The organism is Tepidibacillus sp. LV47, from assembly GCF_048381575.1.
Classification (GTDB): Bacteria; Bacillota; Bacilli; order Tepidibacillales; family Tepidibacillaceae; genus Tepidibacillus.
Genome location: NZ_JBLWIF010000001.1, coordinates 600,614 through 619,364 on the forward strand (window position 1 = coordinate 600,614; position 18,751 = coordinate 619,364).

Consider the following 18,751-nt stretch of genomic DNA (forward strand, 5'->3'; position numbering starts at 1 on the left):
CATCTATGCAAAATTTGTTAGGATCTTTGAATTAAATTTTAATTTTATTATATAAAACTTTCGTTTCTCTTTCATTATTTTTTCACGTAAATTTGGGTCTTTTTTCTTATTGACAATTTTCTCTTTTTATTTTGAAATTTCGACAAAAACTTTTGAAGGAGCAATTCATGATGAGATTTTCATCATTCTTTTTTGTGGATCCCATTGAAAAAGAAAGGTTTTCAATAATTTCTCCGTTTTTTTGTCAAATACATCTACCATAAAATAGGTTAATTCTTTTGGAGTTCCTCGATAGATAGGAGAAATGGAGTAATAAAATGGATCTTCCTTTTGAAAAAAGGGTTTACCTGCAAAATCAAATATCCCTTCAGCATTTCCGTACCATTTCATTTTTCCGCTGGGATCCGCATAGACCCACTGATCTATCGGTTGTTGGTAAAGCTTTATTGGTACGTTCTTTTTCTTTGCAACGGCCAAATAGCCTTTAAAATCATTCGTTTGATTCTGATCATAAACAATCTCAAAGTCCCCATAAAGCCACTGATCTACTTCATCCTTCTTGCCATGATCACTATTTCTACTTGTTAATAATGAAAGGTGAAGAAAAATGGGTTTTTGCTGAACAATGGTGAGAAGATGGTAATCATTGGGGTGATTAAAAAGTTTCACACTTGCTATATCTGAGTCCGTCCATCCTTCTAAAGAAAAACTCCATGTATCTTTTGACTTACTTTTCGATAAAATGAGTTTTAGCTGTGCATTTTTCTCTTCAATGATCAGATTCCATGTCTCCTTATCGATTTTTAGTTTGGTTTTATTTTCCCAATCTAAAGACTTGGGTGGAATTTTAATATTAAAGCCTGTTTCCAATGCTTCTTGCGCTAAAATAATTTCATTGGATTTCGTTGGATCTTGTAGGGGAATCTGCAAAGAATATTCAGGACGATTCTTGAAACTGTCATAGATTTGAAGTTGGTAAGCTTTTTCATCTGAATCATATATCAAAAAGGCACCATATTGACCAGTATGGTCATAACCGATAAAGTACGGATTTTTTTTTAATTCTTCGATTAGGTTTGGTTTACTAAAGAGTTGATCTAATTTTGGAACCACTGTTCGTTTCATATTTTTTGCTGGGTGTTCGTCTTCTTGATTCCATTCTTTATCTAGTCGATAATCAGATATCCATTTAGCTAAATTCCCATCAAAAACAAAATAAAGGCTGATGACAAACAAAATCATAAAGCTAATAATCCATGTTTTCTTCAGAACAATCACCTTCATTATTCGAATAAAAAATACCTATATTAGCAAAGTTCGCTAATATAAGTATTCTAGCTTCATCATCCATTTTCCTTTTTAATTCATCATCACATATCATAAACATGCTGAACATCTTTGTCTCCACGGCCAGATAAATTGACAACGATGATTTTGTTAAACATATTCTATGATGTTACCCTAAAATTAGCAATATTTTTTACTCCCCCTTTAATAACTTTCGTTCTTCTTCCGTTAGTTCCCGATATTCTCCAGGTTCAAGGTCTTCGTCTAAAATTAAAGGCCCCATTGCGATCCGTTTTAAATAAGTGACTTTTTTCCCTACTGCTTCAAACATTCGTTTAACTTGATGGAACTTACCCTCATAAATCGTTAACTTAATTTCCGATTGGGGTCCTGATGTCAAAATTTTCAACTCGCTGGGCAGCGTTTGATAACCATCATCCAAAACAATCCCTTCACGAAATCGGTCTATATCTTCTTCTGTGACAACTCCTTGGATCGTAGCATAATAGGTCTTTGGAACATGTTTTTTGGGTGATAAGAGTTGATGGGCTAATTGACCATCATTCGTTAAAAGGAGCAAACCTTCTGTATCTTTGTCCAATCGACCCACAGGAAAAGGATGGAATATCAAGTGTTCTGGTTCTAATAAATCGGTGACCACTTCTTGAATATGATCTTCTGTTGCCGATAAAACACCTTGAGGCTTATTCATCATCAGATAAATAAACTCACGGTACTCTATTTTTTCACCATCGACTTCAATTCGATCTTGGCTTGGCCAAACTTGTAATCCTGGATCTTTGGCAATTTCCCCGTTTACCCGCACTCGTTTTTCTTTTATCAACTTCTTTATCTCTTTGCGAGTGCCTAATCCCATATGGGCCAATATTTTATCTAACCGTTGTTTTCCTTTATTCGCCACTTTCTTCACCTCAATCTTTGTTGTTCATTTTCATCATCTTAACATATTTTATCGTTAATGAGAGGAAATATTGACATCGATGATGGAAAAGTTTTATTATATAACTTGTGATGTTGGATAGCTTTATCATTGTAAACTTACAATGACGTGTACACCCTCGCTCATTTTGTACTTATAAGCCAGCGGCTGATTTTTGCTTATAAGAGCATAGTTTGAAGCTATCCCAATCTATGTGATCACAAAGTGAGCCACGTCTGATAGACATTTTCATAATTCTATTTGAGAGGGGTATTGTTTTACATGTCACGTTATACAGGACCAAGATATAAACTCAGTCGTCGGATTGGTATTTCTTTAAGTGGTACAGGAAAAGAATTGAAGCGTCCTTATCCACCAGGACAGCACGGTCCAGGTCAACGAAAAAAATTAAGCGAATATGGGTTACAGCTAAACGAAAAGCAAAAGCTTCGTTACATGTATGGTTTAAGCGAAAAACAATTTGCAAACCTATTTAAAAAAGCAAGCAAAATGCATGGTGTTGTTGGTGAAAACTTTATGATTTTACTTGAAACCCGCTTAGATAATTTAGTTTATCGTTTAGGGTTTGCACGTACTCGCCAACAAGCACGTCAATTGGTGAATCATGGTCATGTTACTGTAAATGGGAAAAAGGTAGATATTCCTTCCTATCGAGTACAAGTTGGTGACGTGATCGGTCTTCGTGAGAAAAGCCGTGATCTTCTAATCGTTAAAGAAGCCCTTGAAGATCGTAACTATCTCCCCGATTACTTAACTTATGATGAAAAAGCAATGGAAGGAAAGTTGATTCGTTTACCAGAACGTTCTGAATTACCACAAGAAGTCAACGAAAAACTGATCGTCGAGTTCTATTCAAGATAATCTTCTTAAAGGAAAAACATCCAACTTATCGTTGGATGTTTTTTTTGCATACATTACGTTTCATCAGTCATTTCGTATCACTGGCTTGTATGTTCCATAAGCAGATTCTTTGGAGCGAGCTTTCCTACCGACCTTATTTAAGAAAGCCGTAAGGTTAGGAACAACGTTAGAACATACAAGCCAGTTTATGTTTTGAATGGGAGCTTAAGCCAAGCGGATCTTCGCAAATTTGCGTTTCCCAACTTGAATAACCATGTCGTCTTCTACAGCGATATTCGCATTTACATCTTCCCACTTTTCCCCATTCACCTTGACTGCTCCTTGCTGAACCATCCGACGTCCTTCTCCATTTGTTGGGACTAAACCAAGTTCAACTAATAATTTTACAATCCAGATTTGACCATTTTCTAATTGCTCCTGACTTATGGTTACCTCAGGAATATCAGCGGGTAAATCCCGTTTTTGGAATACAGTCTTAAAATGATTCTCAGCCTCTTTTGCCGCTTCTTCCCCATGATACATTCTAACAAGGGTATAGGCTAATTTCATCTTCGCATCTCTTGGATGGATGGTTCCATCTTGAAGGCCGTTTACGATTCTCTCGATTTCCTCATGTGGGAGGTCGGTGACTAATTGATAATATTTGGCCATTAATTCATCAGGGATAGACATCGCTTTGCCATAGATCTCATTGGGGGCTTCATCAATTCCAATATAATTCCCTAAACTCTTGCTCATTTTTTGCACACCATCAAGACCTTCAATTAATGGTAGCATTAAAACGGCCTGGGGTTCTTGCCCAAATTCTTTTTGCAAATGCCTTCCCATTAATAAGTTAAACTTTTGATCGGTTCCGCCGATCTCAATATCGGAATGTAAGGCTACAGAATCATACCCTTGCATCAGAGGATAGAAAAATTCATGAATGCTGATGGATTGATTGGCACGGAAGCGTTTTTCAAAGTCATCTCTTTCTAACATTCTCGCTACTGTCATTTTTGCAGCTAAATTCACAACATCAGCAAAAGTTAAAGGTGCTAACCAAGTACTGTTGTAATTAACTTCTGTTTTTTGGGGATCAAGGATCTTAAATAATTGTTTTACATAAGTTTCTGCATTTTGTTTCACTTGTTCAGGAGACAGTTGTTTTCTCGTTTCCGATTTTCCCGTTGGATCGCCGATTTGCCCGGTGAAATCACCAATCACCAGTTGCACTATATGGCCTAATTCTTGGAATTGTCTTAGTTTTTGTAAAGGTACCGTATGCCCGATGTGGATATCTGGGGCTGAGGGGTCTAGACCTAATTTTACTTTTAGCGGTTTTTTTTCAACGATAGATTTTGCAATCTTTTGTTTAAATTCATCTTCAGGAATGATTTCCATAACTCCTCGGCTTAAAATCGCCCATTGTCGTTCTATTTCTTCTTGCTGTTCTTTTGTTAATTCCACATCTTTCATCATTTCTACCTCCACTTGATTCTCTTTTGATTACTTTCACAAAAAAACCACATCCCTTCCCTTAGGGACGTGGTTTAGATACGTGGTACCACCCTAATTTAAGAATAGATTCCTCTATTCTCCTCATTTTCATAACGGTGGGCGCCGGAATAGACTACTTATATTTCGTCTATTCAGTTCAAGTGGGTAATTCGGCTCTCCTGTTGTACTGGTTTGCACCGTCCACCAGCTCTCTGAAAGCAAATCCAGAAAGCCTACTTGCCACTTTCATTACTTTTTCTTCCTCATAAGTTTTGAAAAATTATAACATAAAAATATTTTTAGCGCAAATTGGATAAGATAAGTAAATTTTGTTACAATAGGAAACGATTCAAGCAACTAAATCCCATTACAGGAGGTCGAAAATGAAACAATTACCCAATTACATCAAAAAAGAAAATGGTGATTATTGGCTTACCGAAGATGAACGGGAAAATCTAAAACTAAGTTATCGGATTAAGGAGATTATCTATCAAGAGAAATCTCCGTTTCAAGAAGTAATGATTGTCGATTCTTACGATTTTGGACGCATGCTCGTTCTTGATGGTGTGGTTCAAACCACCTCAATGGACGGTTATATTTATAATGAAATGATTACCCATATTCCTCTTCATTTTCATCCTCATCCTAAGCGGGTATTAATTATCGGCGGCGGGGACTTAGGCGCAGCACGAGAAGTTACCAAATATGATCAAGTAGAAAAAATTGATTTAGTCGAAATCGATGAGCTGGTTGTACAAGCTTGTAAGAAATATCTACCTGAAGTCTCTGGAAATCTCTCTGATCCACGAGTCCAATTTATTTACCAAGACGGAGTGGAATTTGTCAAAAATCGCAAAAACGAATATGATGTAATTATTGTTGACTCCTCTGATCCAGTAGGTCCAGCGAAACAATTATTTGAGTATGATTTTTATCAAAATATTTACCAAGCCTTAAAAGATGACGGGGTTATGGTTTGCCAAAGTCAATCTCCCATCTTTCATTTTGATGTTCTAAAACAAACTTATAAACATATTCGAAGTCTTTTTCCGTTTACCTCTCTCTATATGGCGACTGTTCCTACTTATCCTGGAGGATTATGGAGCTTTACTTTAGGATCAAAGAAATACAATCAATTAGTCCAAAAGCCGTTTGATAAACAAACCAATTATGTGAATGAAGAGATATTACATAAAAGTTTTTATCTCCCTGAGTTTGTTCGTCGTAAATTAAACGAGATATAAAGCATGAAAATGACTCTCCCTTTTTCGCAAAAGCGTTTGATAAAGGGGAGAGTCTTTTTTTAACGTTAAATCTACCAACAAAAGTAAGACAAGTTTGTGATATAATACTGCTCATGAAGGGGGAATTGCATATGACGCAAAGTCAATTGCCTAATCGAAAACGATATTCGAAGCTCTTTTTAAAATATGGGCTTATTGCTGTTTTTGTGATGATTTTCCTAGGAATTGGAACAGCTGCAGGCTATGTTGCTGCGGTTGTGAAAGATGAACCGGTACGCAATGATGAAGAAATCCGCAATCAAGTCTTTAAAAACAATCTCGTTTCATCCGTTTTTTGGGCAAATGGAGAAAAGATTGGCGATTTTCGAACAGATGAGGTTCGTGTATTCGTACCTTATGATCAAATTTCCGACAATGTAAAAAATGCATTTATCGCCATTGAGGACAGAGATTTTCGCAATCATAATGGGATTAATCTAAAAGCGATTGCTCGTGCTGCATTTCAACAATTAACAGGCAGTGAAGTACAAACAGGTGGTAGTACTATTACGCAACAATTAGCTAAAAATACGTTTTATTCCTTAGAAAGAACCTATTCACGTAAAATAAAAGAGATTTTACTCGCTTTACGAATGGAAAGGGTCTTATCAAAAGACGAGATTCTTACCGCTTACTTAAATAAAATCCCGTTTGGGAAAGCAGCAAATCTAAAAAACGTCTATGGAATTCAAGCTGCAGCCAAAGGCTATTTTAATAAAGATGCCAAAGACCTAAATATTGCCGAAGCTGCCTATTTAGCAGGAATTCCTCAAAGACCAACTGCTTATTCTGCATTTAATCAAAATGGATTTGATGAAGAAGGTTATCAACTTGCAAAAAAACGCCAAGAATTGGTTTTAAAAGCGATGTTAACAGAACGTTTTATCACGAAGCAACAATATGATGAAGCAATGGCTTATGATATTAAAGCCCATTTTCAAGGCGAATCCCCTAAAAAAGAGACCAATAAATATGGCTATCTAATGCAGGATATTGAAATAAGAGCGGCAAAAGCCATTCTAAAGAGCCGTGGAATCAATGAAGAATCACCTGAATATGACGATGCCCTTGAAAATGCAAGACAAGAACTTGTAACGGGTGGATATGAAATCTACACCACTTTGGATAAGAAGATTTACGAAGCCATGAATGAGGTTGTCAATAACAGCAAATATTTTCCACGTCCAATATCGTATACTTTTGACTATGGTAATGGAAAGAAAAAGAAAGTAACCAATGCTCTTTTACAAGTTGGTGCAACTTTAATTCATAATAAAACAGGGGCGATTTTAGGATTTGTCGGAGGACGTGATTTTGAAAATTATCAAGTCAATCATGCTACCGCTAGAAGGCAACCTGGATCTTCCATTAAACCTGTACTCGACTATGCACCTGCGCTGGAACTGGGAAAAATTCAACCAGCGACACCCATTGATGATATTCCTTTAAATCAAAAATGGGAACCAAACAATTATGATGGAAAATATCATGGTCGTATCACAGCAAGAGAAGCTCTGAATAAATCCTATAACATCCCTGCTGTGAAAGTTTATCAAATGGTAGGAACAGAAAAAGCTTACGAATTTTATAAAAAGCTAGGCTATGAAATGAGTGAAAAGCGATTTATGGGCCAAGGAGGAGCAGCTGCAATTGGTAGTCTTGAAGCTTCTCCGGAAGAAATGGCTAGCGCCTATTCCACCTTTGGCAATGGCGGTACCCATATGGATGCTTATGTGATTGAAAAGATTGCAGATCGTAATGGCAAAGTGATCTATACACATGAACCAAAGCCAGAAGTCGTATTTAGTTCTCAAACATCTTTTCTCATTACAGATATGCTAAGAACAGTGATGACTGATGGTACAGGGAAAACCGCTCATAAATATGTAAGTGGACGGGATGTTGCTGGAAAAACAGGTACGACTAATGATGACAAAGATTTATGGTTTGTAGGGTTTACGCCATCTATTACATTAAGTGTTTGGACTGGCTATGATTTGCCCCATCCAATTAAACCCCATAGCATTCCACAAATTACTTGGGGAAGATTGATGCAGGCCATATTTAAAGCTGACCCAACACTTTCGCCAAGCAATGCACGATTTGAAAAACCAAGTGGGATTATACGGATGACGGTCTCCAGTGCTTCAGGTAAACTGCCAAACGACCTGACAAAAAGGGGCGGATATCTCGTTACCGATTGGTTTAACCAAAAATATGTTCCATCCGAAATGGAAGATGGGCTTGCTGAAGCAAGAATCATCCAATTTAACAATACGACATATCTTGCGAAACCAGAAACCCCAAATGAATTCGTAGATACAGGTATCTTTATTATTCGTGAACCGTATAAGATACCTGCCGGAAAATCAAGACCGTTAGATTATGAAAAAGAATTGCCAAAAAATCAAGATCCAAGAACATCGAATGGTACCCCAGCACCTCCAAGTCATGTTTCTGTTAACGGAAATATAATTTCATGGAATAAAAATACAAATCAAAACATTGTAGGGTATCGCATCTATCGTGCATCAGCTGGTGGAGTTGGATTTGATCAAATTGGAGTTGTTCGCCAAACTACAAATAGCCCTGGTCAATATACCTTTATCGATCCATCTGCATCTGTTTCAGAAGAGTTTGCCTATTATGTTACGTCTGTAGATGTGGCTGGCTTAGAATCAAGTCCATCAGAGATTGCTGGCAATAAACTAGAACCCCAGCCTACAGAACCTCCATCAGAAAACAATCCTGGTGACCCAACAAATCCAAATCCTAATGGTGCACCTCAAAAACCAACTGGATTAAATGTAAGTTCCCAAGGGGGGCGTTTGGTCTTGTCATGGAATCCTAATCCTGATCAAGATCAAGTGATAAAGTATTATGTTTATTCCAGTACATCTCAAAATGGAAAATTTGATTTGATTTATCAGGGAATAAAGAATAGTACTACGATAAATCCAAAGAATAAATTAACTTACTATTATGTAGTAGCTGAAAATAAGAATGGAAAAACGCAAAGTGATATGATTGAACTTAATTTAAAAGAATAAGAAGCTTATCAATTTCATGAAAAAAGCCTATTATGGTCGAACCATAATAGGCTTTTCTTTATTTAATGACTATTCTTCCATCATTTTCAGCATTTGTTCCACTATTTTGAAACTTTGTTTGGAGGCAAGTTTTGTAAACTGCACAAAATTCACATGTGCTGATCCATCTGCTTTATCTGACATGGAACGAATAATCACAAACGGAATTTGATTCATATAACAAACTTGGGCTACTGCAGCCCCTTCCATTTCTGTACATAAACCACCAAATTGTTCGTAAAGTTCCCTTACTTGTTCATGATTAGCAATGAACTGGTCACCAGATAAAACTAGTCCAGTAACGACCTTCCCTTCGCCAATCTTTTCACTTGCTTTCTTTGCGAGTTCAATCAGTATTTCATCCGCTTCAAACACTGATTTTTCCTGATCAGGAATAATTGCTTTTTCATAGCCCAATGCTGTAACATCTACATCATGTTGCTGAGCTTTTGTTGAGATGACAATATCGCCAATTTCTAACTCAGGATGCAAGGCACCAGCTACTCCTGTAAAAATGATTCGATCTACCTTAAACTCATCGATTAAGATTTGAGTAGTGACCGCAGCATTCACTTTACCTATCCCTGATTTACAAAGGATGACAGGTTTTCCATTTAATTCCCCTTCATAGAAGCGAATTGTCGCCTTTTCTTTTTGTTGTAAGTGACTCATTCCTTCTTTAAATAACTCAATTTCTTCATCCATTGCGCCAATAATCCCGATTTTCATCTTTTTCCCCCTAGAAGATTTTTATTTCGTTGAATTTCTATCGATTAATTCATGGGCCAAAATCACATTCTGTTCCGTAATTGGTTCATCATTCATATGTTTTGTTAAAAATCTCATCGCCACTGCTCCAATATCATATTGGGGCTGAGCTACAGTAGATAATAGCGGTCTTACCATCGAGGCGATTGGGATATTATCAAAACCTCGAACCTCGATATCATCTGGGACGGTTAATCCTTTATCTTGGATGGCATGAATAGCTCCAACCGCCATTTCATCACTGATTGCAAATACTGCAGTCGGCTTGTCAGCAAGCTCTAAAAAGAATTTCATCGCTTCCATTCCCGACTCATAACGGTAATTTCCCACTCTTACATACTCCTCTTTAAACGGAATACCAGCTTCTTTTAGTGCATCTTTATACCCTTCAAAACGAGCTAAACCCGTTAACGGATCTGTAAGAGGGCCCGAAATTAAAGCAATCCTTTGATGCCCCGATTCAATAAATGCTTTCACCGCATCTTTTGCCGCCTGATAATGATCAATATCTACTGATGGAAACATCTGCATAGGATCTTTTGTAGCTGCCAAAACAATGGGGACAGTAGCTGTTTTAAAAATTTTCAAATGTTGTTCTGTTACTTCCCCTCCCATAAACAACAAACCATCCACTTGTTTTTCTAACAGAGTATTAATTAAGGATAGTTCCTTATCCACATTTTTATCAGAGTTTGACAAGATGATGTTGTAATGGTACATTCTCGCAATGTCCTCTATTCCTCGTACGACTTCTGCAAAGAATGGATTAGAAATATCAGGAATGACGACACCTACTGTTGTAGTTTTTTTACTTGCTAATCCTCTTGCAACTGCATTTGGACGATAGCCTAACCTTTCAATGGCTTCTAATACTTTTTTCCGAGTTGCAGGTTTCACATTGGGGTTACCATTTACAACCCTTGAAACCGTTGCCATCGATACTCCAGCTTCTCTTGCAACATCATAAATGGTTACTGGCATATCTACCACTCCGTTCAAAAGATTCATGATTAAGTTAATGTTATTCTACGATAAAACGCTAGTTCATTCAATTATGTCATTTTATTTTTCCCGAAAAAAACCTTGTTCATGAATATAGTAAAACATAGATTTGTATATTCCAACGCACTCCGTTGTTAGTATGATTCAAAATCTTATGGCTTACTTATACGTTAAAAAAGGGGGCTGACACATAAGGATCAGCTCCCATCAAGGCATTATGATATAGAGAATAATTATAATAGAATTATAACTGAAGTGCAGACATTAATTTGGTAAATTCATCCAAGTTTAGTTGCTGATTTGCATCGGATAATGCAACGGCAGGATCAGGATGAACCTCTACCATTATTCCATCTGCACCGGCTGCTAAGGCTGCTTTCGCAATTGGAATGGCAATATCTTTCCTTCCTGCTGAATGGCTAATATCTACTAATACAGGTAAGTGACTTTCCTGTTTTAGAATCGGAACAGCGAGTATGTCTAATGTATTTCTGGTCCATTTTTCATAAGTGCGAATTCCCCGTTCTACTAAGATGACCTGTGAATTTCCTCTAGAAACGATATATTCTGCTGCAAATAGGAATTCTTCAATTGTTGCTGCCAAACCTCGTTTTAACAATACGGGTGTTTTCACTTGCCCCGCAGCTTTTAACAATTCAAAGTTTTGCATGTTTCTTGCACCGATCTGAATCACATCGACATATTGGGTAGCCATCTCAATATCAGATGGATTGACAATCTCACTTACCACTTTTAAACCATATCGATCAGCGACACGTCGAAGAATCTTTAAACCTTCAATCCCCAATCCCTGAAAATCATAGGGTGAAGTTCTTGGTTTAAAAGCCCCACCACGAATTAATTTTACTCCTTGTTCCACTAAAGCCTTTGCAACAGTATTGACTTGTTCTTCACTTTCTACAGAACATGGTCCAGCGATCATTACAGGTGCTTTCCCAATCGGTACGTCTCCAACCATAACAATTGTATCTTCTGGGTGTCGTTTGCGACTTACCAATAGTTGATTATTTTTGTTTTCTTCTTGTAATTCAAGAGAAGCTTTAAAAATTTGTTTAAACAGGTGACGGATCGTATTATCATCAAATGGACCACGATTATGTTTCACTAATTCATTTAACATTTCCCGTTCACGAACAGGATCAAATTTTACCATCCCTTGTTTTGTTTTTAGATGGCCGATCTGTTGAACAATCTCAGCTCTTTCATTCAGTAATTCTAATAATTTCAGATTGATCGTATCAAGTCTTGATCTTAACTCTTCTAACTCTTGATTACTCATCTCACTCATCTCCTTCCTGATTAAAAAATTACAAGAATTATACTTCATTCCTTTTTTTCTGTCAATGAGCGACTATCGTGAATTTTCACAAGTTTTTTTCAAATAAACTTTTTATTTCTTTTATATTCTCCATTGTCAGAAATACAAGGATTTTTTACACTAAAGTAGAATAGATAGAAGATAACAAAAGAGGTGGAAATCATTGACACAACAGACACCCATTTTTGCTCTAGATATTGGTACTCGCAGTGTCATCGGGATGATTTTAGAGCCTTTAGAAGATGGTACATATCATATTCAGGATATAAAAATAAAAGAACATAAAGAGCGTTCCATGTTAGATGGACAGATTCATGATGTCGTTGCCGTTAGTGAAACCATTCGCTACGTCAAAGAGCAATTAGAGGCAAAAAACGGCCCGTTACATCAGGTCTGTGTTGCCGCTGCAGGGCGTTCACTAAAAACCTATCGAGTCAAAGTCGATCTGCCAATCGAAGGGCATCCCTTACTTCGGAAAGAAGATATTCGAGCGTTGGAATTATCTGCTGTCCAACAAGCGCAAAAAAAACTTTTAGAAAAGCAAAATGAACAAGATGTTACTCATTATCATTGTGTAGGTTATAGTGTCGTGAATTATTATTTAGATCATCAAATTATTGGCAATTTGATCGATCAACGAGGAAAAATCGCTTCTGTTGAAATTATCGCAACCTTTCTGCCAAGGGTTGTCATTGATTCTTTAATTTCATCTTTGACCAGGGCCGATCTTCAGATGGAAGCTTTAACCCTTGAACCCATCGCAGCAATCCATGTTTTAATCCCACCATCGATGAGAAAATTAAATATTGCATTGGTAGATATTGGTGCAGGAACATCAGATATTGCCATTACAGCCGAAGGAACTGTCATTGCCTATGGCATGGTTCCTTTTGCAGGGGATGAAATTACCGAAGCAATTAGTCAACAATTTTTACTAGACTTTCATATTGCCGAGGAAATAAAACGACAATTATCTACAGTCGAAGAAGTTGCCATTACTGATATCTTGGGAATCACCGAGTATTACAAATCGGAAACCATTCTTGATCAAATCGACCAAGAAATTGAAAATTTAGCTCAACATATTACGAAAAAAATTCTTGAGTTAAATGGGAAGCCTCCTCAAGCTGTTATGCTGATTGGTGGTGGTAGTCAAACACCTAGACTAAGAGAAAAAATAGCAAAACTTCTGCAACTTCCTGACAGACGAGTAGCCATTCGTAGTATTGATGCTATTCAATATCCTATCGAATGGCCAGATTCCATTGTAAAAGGGCCTGAGTTTGTCACTCCCATTGGCATTGGCATTTCTTCAAGGGAAAAACCTGTTCAATATATTACAGTCCATGTAAATGGTGAAGTGATCCACCTTTTTGAAATGAAATCGATGACCATTGGCGATGCTCTCATTGCTTCAGGAATTGAAGTGAAGAATTTATTCGGAAAACCTGGAATGGCTCTAAGTGTAAAAATCAACGATAAGTTATATATCTTTCCTGGTGAATATGGTACACTTCCAACTATACTGTTAAATGGAAAGTTGGCAACCCTAGATACTCCTATTCAAAATGGAGATATCATTGAAGTAGCTCCAGGGACAGATGGGAAAGACGCTACTTTAACTTTAGAAGAAGCATTATTGTCAGCAAACATTCAACCTTATCACATTACTATCGATGGAAAAGAATACGATTTAAAACCATTAGTAGAAATTAATGGAGTTGATGTCGATTATTCAAACCCCATACAAGACCGAGATTCCATTCGCTTCTACCATGTTTCGACCATTGAAGAAGCATTAATTCTTCTTGGTTATTCAACGATCCCCTATTCGAAAAAAGAAATAAAAGTCTATTTAAATGGTGAAATGAAGACCATTCTTTATCAACCAAGAAAAATCTATCGAAATCAAAAAGAGGTTTCTTTAGACGACTTTATTACAGATGGGGATCACATTACTTTTGGCAAAGAAGAATCCCATTTTCCAACAATTCGTGACTTAGCAATGCAGGAAAGACATCTACTTCCTTTTTTCCAAATCGAAGTAACATTTAATGGACAACCTGTTACACTTCAGCCAAAAGACATGCAAATCTATATGAACAAAAGAAAAGCTTCTTTTGATGATTTGCTCGAACCTGATAGTTTCATCGAAATTATTGGGAACAAGGATCAACCAACCTTTAGCGATGTTTTCAATTACATTGATTTTTCCATTTTGATGCCACAAGGGGCTAGCCGCTATGTCCTTCGCATAAATGGAAAACCCGCTGAGTTTCATACCCCAATTAAACATGGCGATCAACTAGAGTTATTTTGGGAGTGAGGAATTTTGGAGAATCCGTATCAAATTCAAATTCGACATGATTTCATGGGAGACGACCTCGTTATTCTTGTGACAGGAGGAGTTGCTCATATCGGTGCTGTAGCCACTGCTTACATCGACAACGATCAAGTCCATGTTGAAGTCACAGAGCTTCCCCATCATAAAGAAGGAGAACTTGCAAAAGAATTTGCTGAATTATTAGCGAGATCATTACATCGTAGTGTATCCGTCTTGATGGGAATTCATATTGATAACGCAACAAAAAAAGATATTCAACAGATTGTCGATTATGTACAAAAGGCAATAAAAGAAACCATAAAAGAATTAAAGAAAAGATGATAAAAAACTTTTATCGAAGTCTTTTCGAAGACATAGTCAAAACCTTCTTTAGTGGAAGTTTTTTATGCCGATCGTTCAAATTTAAATTCGTTCTATAACTTTGCAGTAGCAATTGGTGTCGCATTAATTGGACCTGGTGCTTATTCATTAAGTGCATTATTGGGTTAATGGATAAAGCAAGGTATCCAACAGTCATAAATTATAGAAAATTAGGTATAAACCAGAAAATATGCTAGAAAACCTATTCGTGAACCAGTAGTTGCAAGGGGACCCTGCAAGGGTCCCCTTTGTGATGATTACTATTTATTACTTAGTAACATTATTGAAGATGATTTATCCATTAAATTAATGATGAATTTGATCTACTTCTCGAGGAAAATCAAACTCCTTAAAATAAGCTCCTTTTTCGCCACGGTAAACGGCAATCGATACAGGAAAATGAGAAACATGAATGGGAACTTGAAGATTCTCTTTTTCTAATAAATGAATCAATTGAAGCAATGTCTTCTCATCAGGAATATTAATGAAAACGTATTCATCACTAAGTTGATCAAAATCCACTTCACGTAGATGGGAATAGACACTTGGATAGACCCAAGTAATATCGATATAATCTTTATCGTCAGCAAATGGATTGGAAACGATGGATTGAAGCTTCCGTTGATTACTCCTACGCTCGTTAAACATCAGTTCATAATGATCTGGAAGTAGCAACTGCTCATTCTCATCTGCTAAAATAATGTTCCTGTATTGTATACGAGGTCTCTCTAGATTAAAAATCGAACTTTCAAAAGGATAATAAAAGACGAGAACAACAGCACTACAAAGGGTCATACAGGTAGCTAACAAGGAGGACTTAAACTTTCTCATTCTCTTTTTAACCTGAAGATGATAGTTTTCGCCGATGTCCTCAACAAAACTAACGACTTTAATCATATCTTGTAGTTCTTTTCTACAATTTTCACAAACAAAAATATGTTCATTTAATTCTTTTTTCTCTTCTTCAGTAATACTTTGATCCACATATCCTTGAATCAAATGTTCATATTGACTGCAAGACATGATTTTCGCTCCTTAATCTGAGAGTCTCTTCTTTAACATCTTCCTTGCTCGAAATAGTTGTGTTTTCACAGTACCTTCTGGAATCTGAAGTGCCTTGCTTATTTCAGAATAGCTTAGCCCTTCGAAATGTCTTAAAATCAAGACATTTCGATAGATTTCTGGCAATTTTTCGATTTCTTCTTTCACCTTTTCTAATGTCATCTTGGTTTCTACTTCCTCTTCGACAGAAGGCACATAGGAATTGATCGTTTTAGGAGATAAAAGATTATCTTCAATCGCCACTATCTTCAGGCTTTTCTTACGAACCTTATCACGAAAACGATTGGTCATCATCATACTTAACCAAGCTTTTAAGGATTTTTCATAGACATACTTATCCGCTTTGCGATGAGCTTGCCACATCGTTTCCTGTGTTAAATCCTCTGCATCTTCAGGGTTACCAGTTAATCGCAAAGCAAGACGATATAAATAATGACTATGTTCGATAATTCGATTTAAAAATTCATCTTTTGTATTCACTTTATTCCTCAACGTGAATTGATTTTCCATTGTTTCCTCACCATTTCTATCGTATTTTTTATTTCTATTAAAATTTTCTATTCTTTTATTTTAACGCAAATCGCAAAAAAAGGTTTCTAGAATTTTTCCCCGTCATAATAAATTTAAAAAATAGGTTTGTATATTCCAACACTCTCCTTGTCCGTGTATAAATACACTCCCAAAAGTCGCTGCTTATGGAATATACAAACCATATAAAAAAAGATCAACGTTCAAGTTGATCTTAAGTTTCCTTTTTATCCTCTTGGCAATCTTTACATAAACCATAAATTTCGAATGTATGACCCGTTATTTTAAAGTCCCCTGCCAATCCTTGTAATAAATCCATTGGGCATTCGGGCATAACGAAAGTTTTTCCACACTTCGTACAAACGAGATGATGGTGGTGATCTTCAACACAGGTCGCTCGGTATTTTGCTTCGCCATTAAAATTGGTTTCTTCAATCAAGTCTAATTCGGAAAGGATAGTCAAATTACGATATATCGTATCAAAGCTGACTCCAGGAAATCGGTTTTGAACTTGATTTAAGATCTCTTTCGCTGAAACATAGCGATTTTGACGAAGAATCGATTGAATGATTTCTTTCCGTTGTTCTGTCATTTTATAGCCCTGTTTTTTTAAATTTTCCATGATTTCTTCTACATTCAATATGATCACCCCATCATGCATGTTCACCATTCAGTATAAATTTTTGCACTTTATTCGTCAAAGTTTTTCTTGATTTTTTTGTGCCAATTGTTCTTGCGCCATTTTCACAAGTTCTTTTACCATTCTTCCACCAATTTGGCCACCAATTTTACCTGCATTTTTGGTGGATAATTGCCCATTATAACCTTTTTTAAAAGGAATACCGATTTCTTTCGCTACTTCATGAGCGATATTAGATTCTTCTGTATCAGGTTCTATCAAACCGTCATTGATTAAGACTTGTCGTTTCAATTGCTCAAGAGCTGGTTTTGCATGGGGAATCAGTGTTTTTCTACGATTTCTTCTAGCCATTTACAACAACTCCTTTTTTTCATAGAATATGTAGTTAAAGAAGGACATAAACAGGAAATTTTTTAACATTTGTTGGTATAATAAGTTGGACAAGGTGAATAATAGTAAGATGGACACAATTATATTTAGGGAGGAAAACCGATCTATGAAACGAAAACAAACAAATCTGTTTGTTCGCATTGCAATTCTAATATTTATTATGATTTTCTTGCTTATTAGCGTTGCACCCGCATTTGCTGATTCTTATGCAGGGCAACAAATAGTTACTTTAGGAAAAGATCTTACTCCAAAACAAAGGGAACAATTATTAGCTGAATTTGGTGCGAAACCTGATGCAAAGATCATTGAAGTTACCAACGAAGAAGAACATAAATACTTAGGAGACAGCTTACCTAAGCAAAAAATTGGTTATAAGGCGATATCATCTTCTTTGATTACCTTTGGTGAAAAAGATTCTGGTTTAAAAATTGAAAGCAATAATATTACCTGGATTACAAACGAAATGTATGTGAGTGCATTAACAACTGCGGGAATTTCTGATGCTGAGATTAAGGTATCTGCACCTTACCCTGTTTCAGGAACTGCTGCCTTAACGGGTATTATGAAAGCTTTTGAACAAAAAACAGGAAAACCGATTAGTGATGATGTAAAAAAAGTCGCCAATGAAGAAATGATTAAAACAGCTCAATTGGCAGATAGCATTGGCGACAAAGATAAAGCCATTGAATTGATGAAACGAATTAAAGAAGAATTAGCCAACCAAACTGCAAAGTTAAACGATGATCAATTACGGGAAATGATTGAGCGTATTGCAAGGGACTTAGGAATTCAATTAAGTCCAGAAGAATTAAATTCATTAATCTCTTTAGTTCGCAAATTACAAAACGCCAATATTGACTGGAATTTGGTTAGTCAACGGTTAGATCAAATTAAAACCAAATTCCAAGACTTTGTTCAAGCAAACCCAGAAGCAAAATCCTTCTTTAGAGAATTATTAAATTTCATTAAAGGCCTCATCGATAAAATTTTGTCCTGGTTAAGCTAAAATCAATACGGGAAGATGGCAAAAAACTCCTTTGTTTAAAGGAGTTTTTTGCTTTACTCGTGGAAATGGTGGCCATATCCCCTGACCACATAAATTCCTGCATCATTATGATTAATAATCCCTTTGTCAGACAAAAATGCCGACTTACGCATGATATGGGGCTTCAACTTATCATCCCTCCCTAATGAATCGTCGTAATTTAATGTCTGCAATTTTAAAGGAATATATGCTGTCTCTTAAGGTATACAATGATTCACATGAAATTCATGAAGATTAGTCATAGCTAGTACTTTTTGGTGTTTTGTTGGTCTTTTTTTATTTATTCTATGATATTATTATTTCGTATGGCGAA

16 protein-coding genes and 1 other annotated feature are annotated in these 18,751 nt (G+C 36.3%); of the genes, 6 read left to right on the forward strand and 10 right to left on the reverse strand.

Annotated elements, in window-relative coordinates; all coding sequences use genetic code 11:
* Positions 1-165: 165 nt before the first annotated feature.
* Positions 166-1,242, reverse strand: coding sequence for a hypothetical protein (locus ACMW72_RS02990; RefSeq protein ID WP_418367334.1), 1,077 nt, complete (start codon positions 1,240-1,242; stop codon positions 166-168).
* A gap of 238 nt (positions 1,243-1,480) precedes the next feature.
* Positions 1,481-2,209: a pseudouridine synthase gene (locus ACMW72_RS02995; RefSeq protein WP_418367335.1), complete on the reverse strand. Its 729-nt coding sequence runs from the start codon at positions 2,207-2,209 to the stop codon at positions 1,481-1,483.
* 300 nt (positions 2,210-2,509) lie between these two features.
* On the opposite strand from ACMW72_RS02995, the gene rpsD reads away from it, so the two are divergent.
* Entirely contained in the window at positions 2,510-3,109 is a 600-nt protein-coding gene (gene rpsD / locus ACMW72_RS03000; protein ID WP_418367336.1) for a 30S ribosomal protein S4, read from the forward strand.
* Between the two features lie 204 nt (positions 3,110-3,313).
* Here the strand turns inward: rpsD and tyrS are convergent, their stop codons facing one another.
* Positions 3,314-4,567: a tyrosine--tRNA ligase gene (gene tyrS / locus ACMW72_RS03005; protein ID WP_418367337.1), complete on the reverse strand. Its 1,254-nt coding sequence runs from the start codon at positions 4,565-4,567 to the stop codon at positions 3,314-3,316.
* A 60-nt stretch (positions 4,568-4,627) separates the two neighbouring features.
* Positions 4,628-4,847: a binding site (T-box leader), on the reverse strand.
* A gap of 124 nt (positions 4,848-4,971) precedes the next feature.
* On the opposite strand from tyrS, the gene speE reads away from it, so the two are divergent.
* Together speE and ACMW72_RS03015 are read left to right on the forward strand one after the other, a co-directional pair.
* The gene (speE, locus tag ACMW72_RS03010) at positions 4,972-5,832 is read left to right on the forward strand and encodes a polyamine aminopropyltransferase (protein ID WP_418367338.1); all 861 of its coding nucleotides are present in this window, start codon (positions 4,972-4,974) and stop codon (positions 5,830-5,832) included.
* Between the two features lie 131 nt (positions 5,833-5,963).
* Positions 5,964-8,921, forward strand: a complete 2,958-nt coding sequence (locus ACMW72_RS03015) for a PBP1A family penicillin-binding protein (RefSeq protein ID WP_418367339.1) — start codon at positions 5,964-5,966, stop codon at positions 8,919-8,921.
* Between the two features lie 69 nt (positions 8,922-8,990).
* Here ACMW72_RS03015 and ACMW72_RS03020 read toward each other — a convergent pair whose 3' ends face one another.
* From ACMW72_RS03020 to ACMW72_RS03030, 3 genes are all read right to left on the reverse strand, one after another.
* Positions 8,991-9,689 (reverse strand): 5'-methylthioadenosine/adenosylhomocysteine nucleosidase, encoded by a 699-nt coding sequence (locus ACMW72_RS03020; protein WP_418367340.1) that lies wholly within the window; start codon positions 9,687-9,689, stop codon positions 8,991-8,993.
* A gap of 21 nt (positions 9,690-9,710) precedes the next feature.
* Positions 9,711-10,709 carry a catabolite control protein A gene (gene ccpA, locus ACMW72_RS03025; RefSeq protein ID WP_418367341.1) on the reverse strand — a complete coding sequence of 333 codons (999 nt, stop codon included), beginning with the start codon at positions 10,707-10,709 and terminating at the stop codon, positions 9,711-9,713.
* Positions 10,710-10,974: 265 nt separating this feature from the next.
* Entirely contained in the window at positions 10,975-12,030 is a 1,056-nt protein-coding gene (locus tag ACMW72_RS03030; protein WP_418367342.1) for a bifunctional 3-deoxy-7-phosphoheptulonate synthase/chorismate mutase, read from the reverse strand.
* A 202-nt stretch (positions 12,031-12,232) separates the two neighbouring features.
* On the opposite strand from ACMW72_RS03030, the gene ACMW72_RS03035 reads away from it, so the two are divergent.
* Positions 12,233-14,395 (forward strand): cell division protein FtsA, encoded by a 2,163-nt coding sequence (locus ACMW72_RS03035; RefSeq protein WP_418367343.1) that lies wholly within the window; start codon positions 12,233-12,235, stop codon positions 14,393-14,395.
* A gap of 6 nt (positions 14,396-14,401) precedes the next feature.
* A complete protein-coding gene (locus tag ACMW72_RS03040) occupies positions 14,402-14,734 on the forward strand; it encodes a hypothetical protein (RefSeq protein ID WP_418367344.1) in 333 nt (110 codons plus the stop codon).
* Positions 14,735-15,079: 345 nt separating this feature from the next.
* On the opposite strand, the gene ACMW72_RS03045 is transcribed toward ACMW72_RS03040, so the two are convergent.
* From ACMW72_RS03045 to ACMW72_RS03060, 4 genes are all read right to left on the reverse strand, one after another.
* The gene (locus ACMW72_RS03045; RefSeq protein WP_418367345.1) at positions 15,080-15,796 is read right to left on the reverse strand and encodes an anti-sigma factor family protein; all 717 of its coding nucleotides are present in this window, start codon (positions 15,794-15,796) and stop codon (positions 15,080-15,082) included.
* Positions 15,797-15,808: 12 nt separating this feature from the next.
* Positions 15,809-16,345 carry an RNA polymerase sigma factor gene (locus ACMW72_RS03050; RefSeq protein ID WP_418367346.1) on the reverse strand — a complete coding sequence of 179 codons (537 nt, stop codon included), beginning with the start codon at positions 16,343-16,345 and terminating at the stop codon, positions 15,809-15,811.
* A gap of 232 nt (positions 16,346-16,577) precedes the next feature.
* Positions 16,578-17,003 carry a Fur family transcriptional regulator gene (locus ACMW72_RS03055; RefSeq protein WP_418367347.1) on the reverse strand — a complete coding sequence of 142 codons (426 nt, stop codon included), beginning with the start codon at positions 17,001-17,003 and terminating at the stop codon, positions 16,578-16,580.
* 57 nt (positions 17,004-17,060) lie between these two features.
* Positions 17,061-17,354 carry a small, acid-soluble spore protein, alpha/beta type gene (locus ACMW72_RS03060; RefSeq protein WP_418367348.1) on the reverse strand — a complete coding sequence of 98 codons (294 nt, stop codon included), beginning with the start codon at positions 17,352-17,354 and terminating at the stop codon, positions 17,061-17,063.
* 145 nt (positions 17,355-17,499) lie between these two features.
* Here ACMW72_RS03060 and ACMW72_RS03065 point away from each other — a divergent pair, with 145 nt between their 5' ends.
* Entirely contained in the window at positions 17,500-18,399 is a 900-nt protein-coding gene (locus ACMW72_RS03065; RefSeq protein ID WP_418367349.1) for a DUF1002 domain-containing protein, read from the forward strand.
* Positions 18,400-18,751 lie beyond the last annotated feature (352 nt).

Bases quoted from the DNA above. Each gene is read 5' to 3' on its own strand.
- ACMW72_RS02990 (WP_418367334.1), bottom strand. From the start codon at position 1,242: ATGATTTTGTTTGTCATCAGCCTTTATTTTGTTTTTGATGGGAATTTA.
- rpsD (WP_418367336.1), top strand. From the start codon at position 2,510: ATGTCACGTTATACAGGACCAAGATATAAACTCAGTCGTCGGATTGGT.
- tyrS (WP_418367337.1), bottom strand. From the start codon at position 4,567: ATGAAAGATGTGGAATTAACAAAAGAACAGCAAGAAGAAATAGAACGA.
- speE (WP_418367338.1), top strand. From the start codon at position 4,972: ATGAAACAATTACCCAATTACATCAAAAAAGAAAATGGTGATTATTGG.
- ACMW72_RS03015 (WP_418367339.1), top strand. From the start codon at position 5,964: ATGACGCAAAGTCAATTGCCTAATCGAAAACGATATTCGAAGCTCTTT.
- ACMW72_RS03020 (WP_418367340.1), bottom strand. From the start codon at position 9,689: ATGAAAATCGGGATTATTGGCGCAATGGATGAAGAAATTGAGTTATTT.
- ccpA (WP_418367341.1), bottom strand. From the start codon at position 10,709: ATGCCAGTAACCATTTATGATGTTGCAAGAGAAGCTGGAGTATCGATG.
- ACMW72_RS03030 (WP_418367342.1), bottom strand. From the start codon at position 12,030: ATGAGTAATCAAGAGTTAGAAGAGTTAAGATCAAGACTTGATACGATC.
- ACMW72_RS03045 (WP_418367345.1), bottom strand. From the start codon at position 15,796: ATGTCTTGCAGTCAATATGAACATTTGATTCAAGGATATGTGGATCAA.
- ACMW72_RS03050 (WP_418367346.1), bottom strand. From the start codon at position 16,345: ATGGAAAATCAATTCACGTTGAGGAATAAAGTGAATACAAAAGATGAA.
- ACMW72_RS03060 (WP_418367348.1), bottom strand. From the start codon at position 17,354: ATGGCTAGAAGAAATCGTAGAAAAACACTGATTCCCCATGCAAAACCA.
- ACMW72_RS03065 (WP_418367349.1), top strand. From the start codon at position 17,500: ATGAAACGAAAACAAACAAATCTGTTTGTTCGCATTGCAATTCTAATA.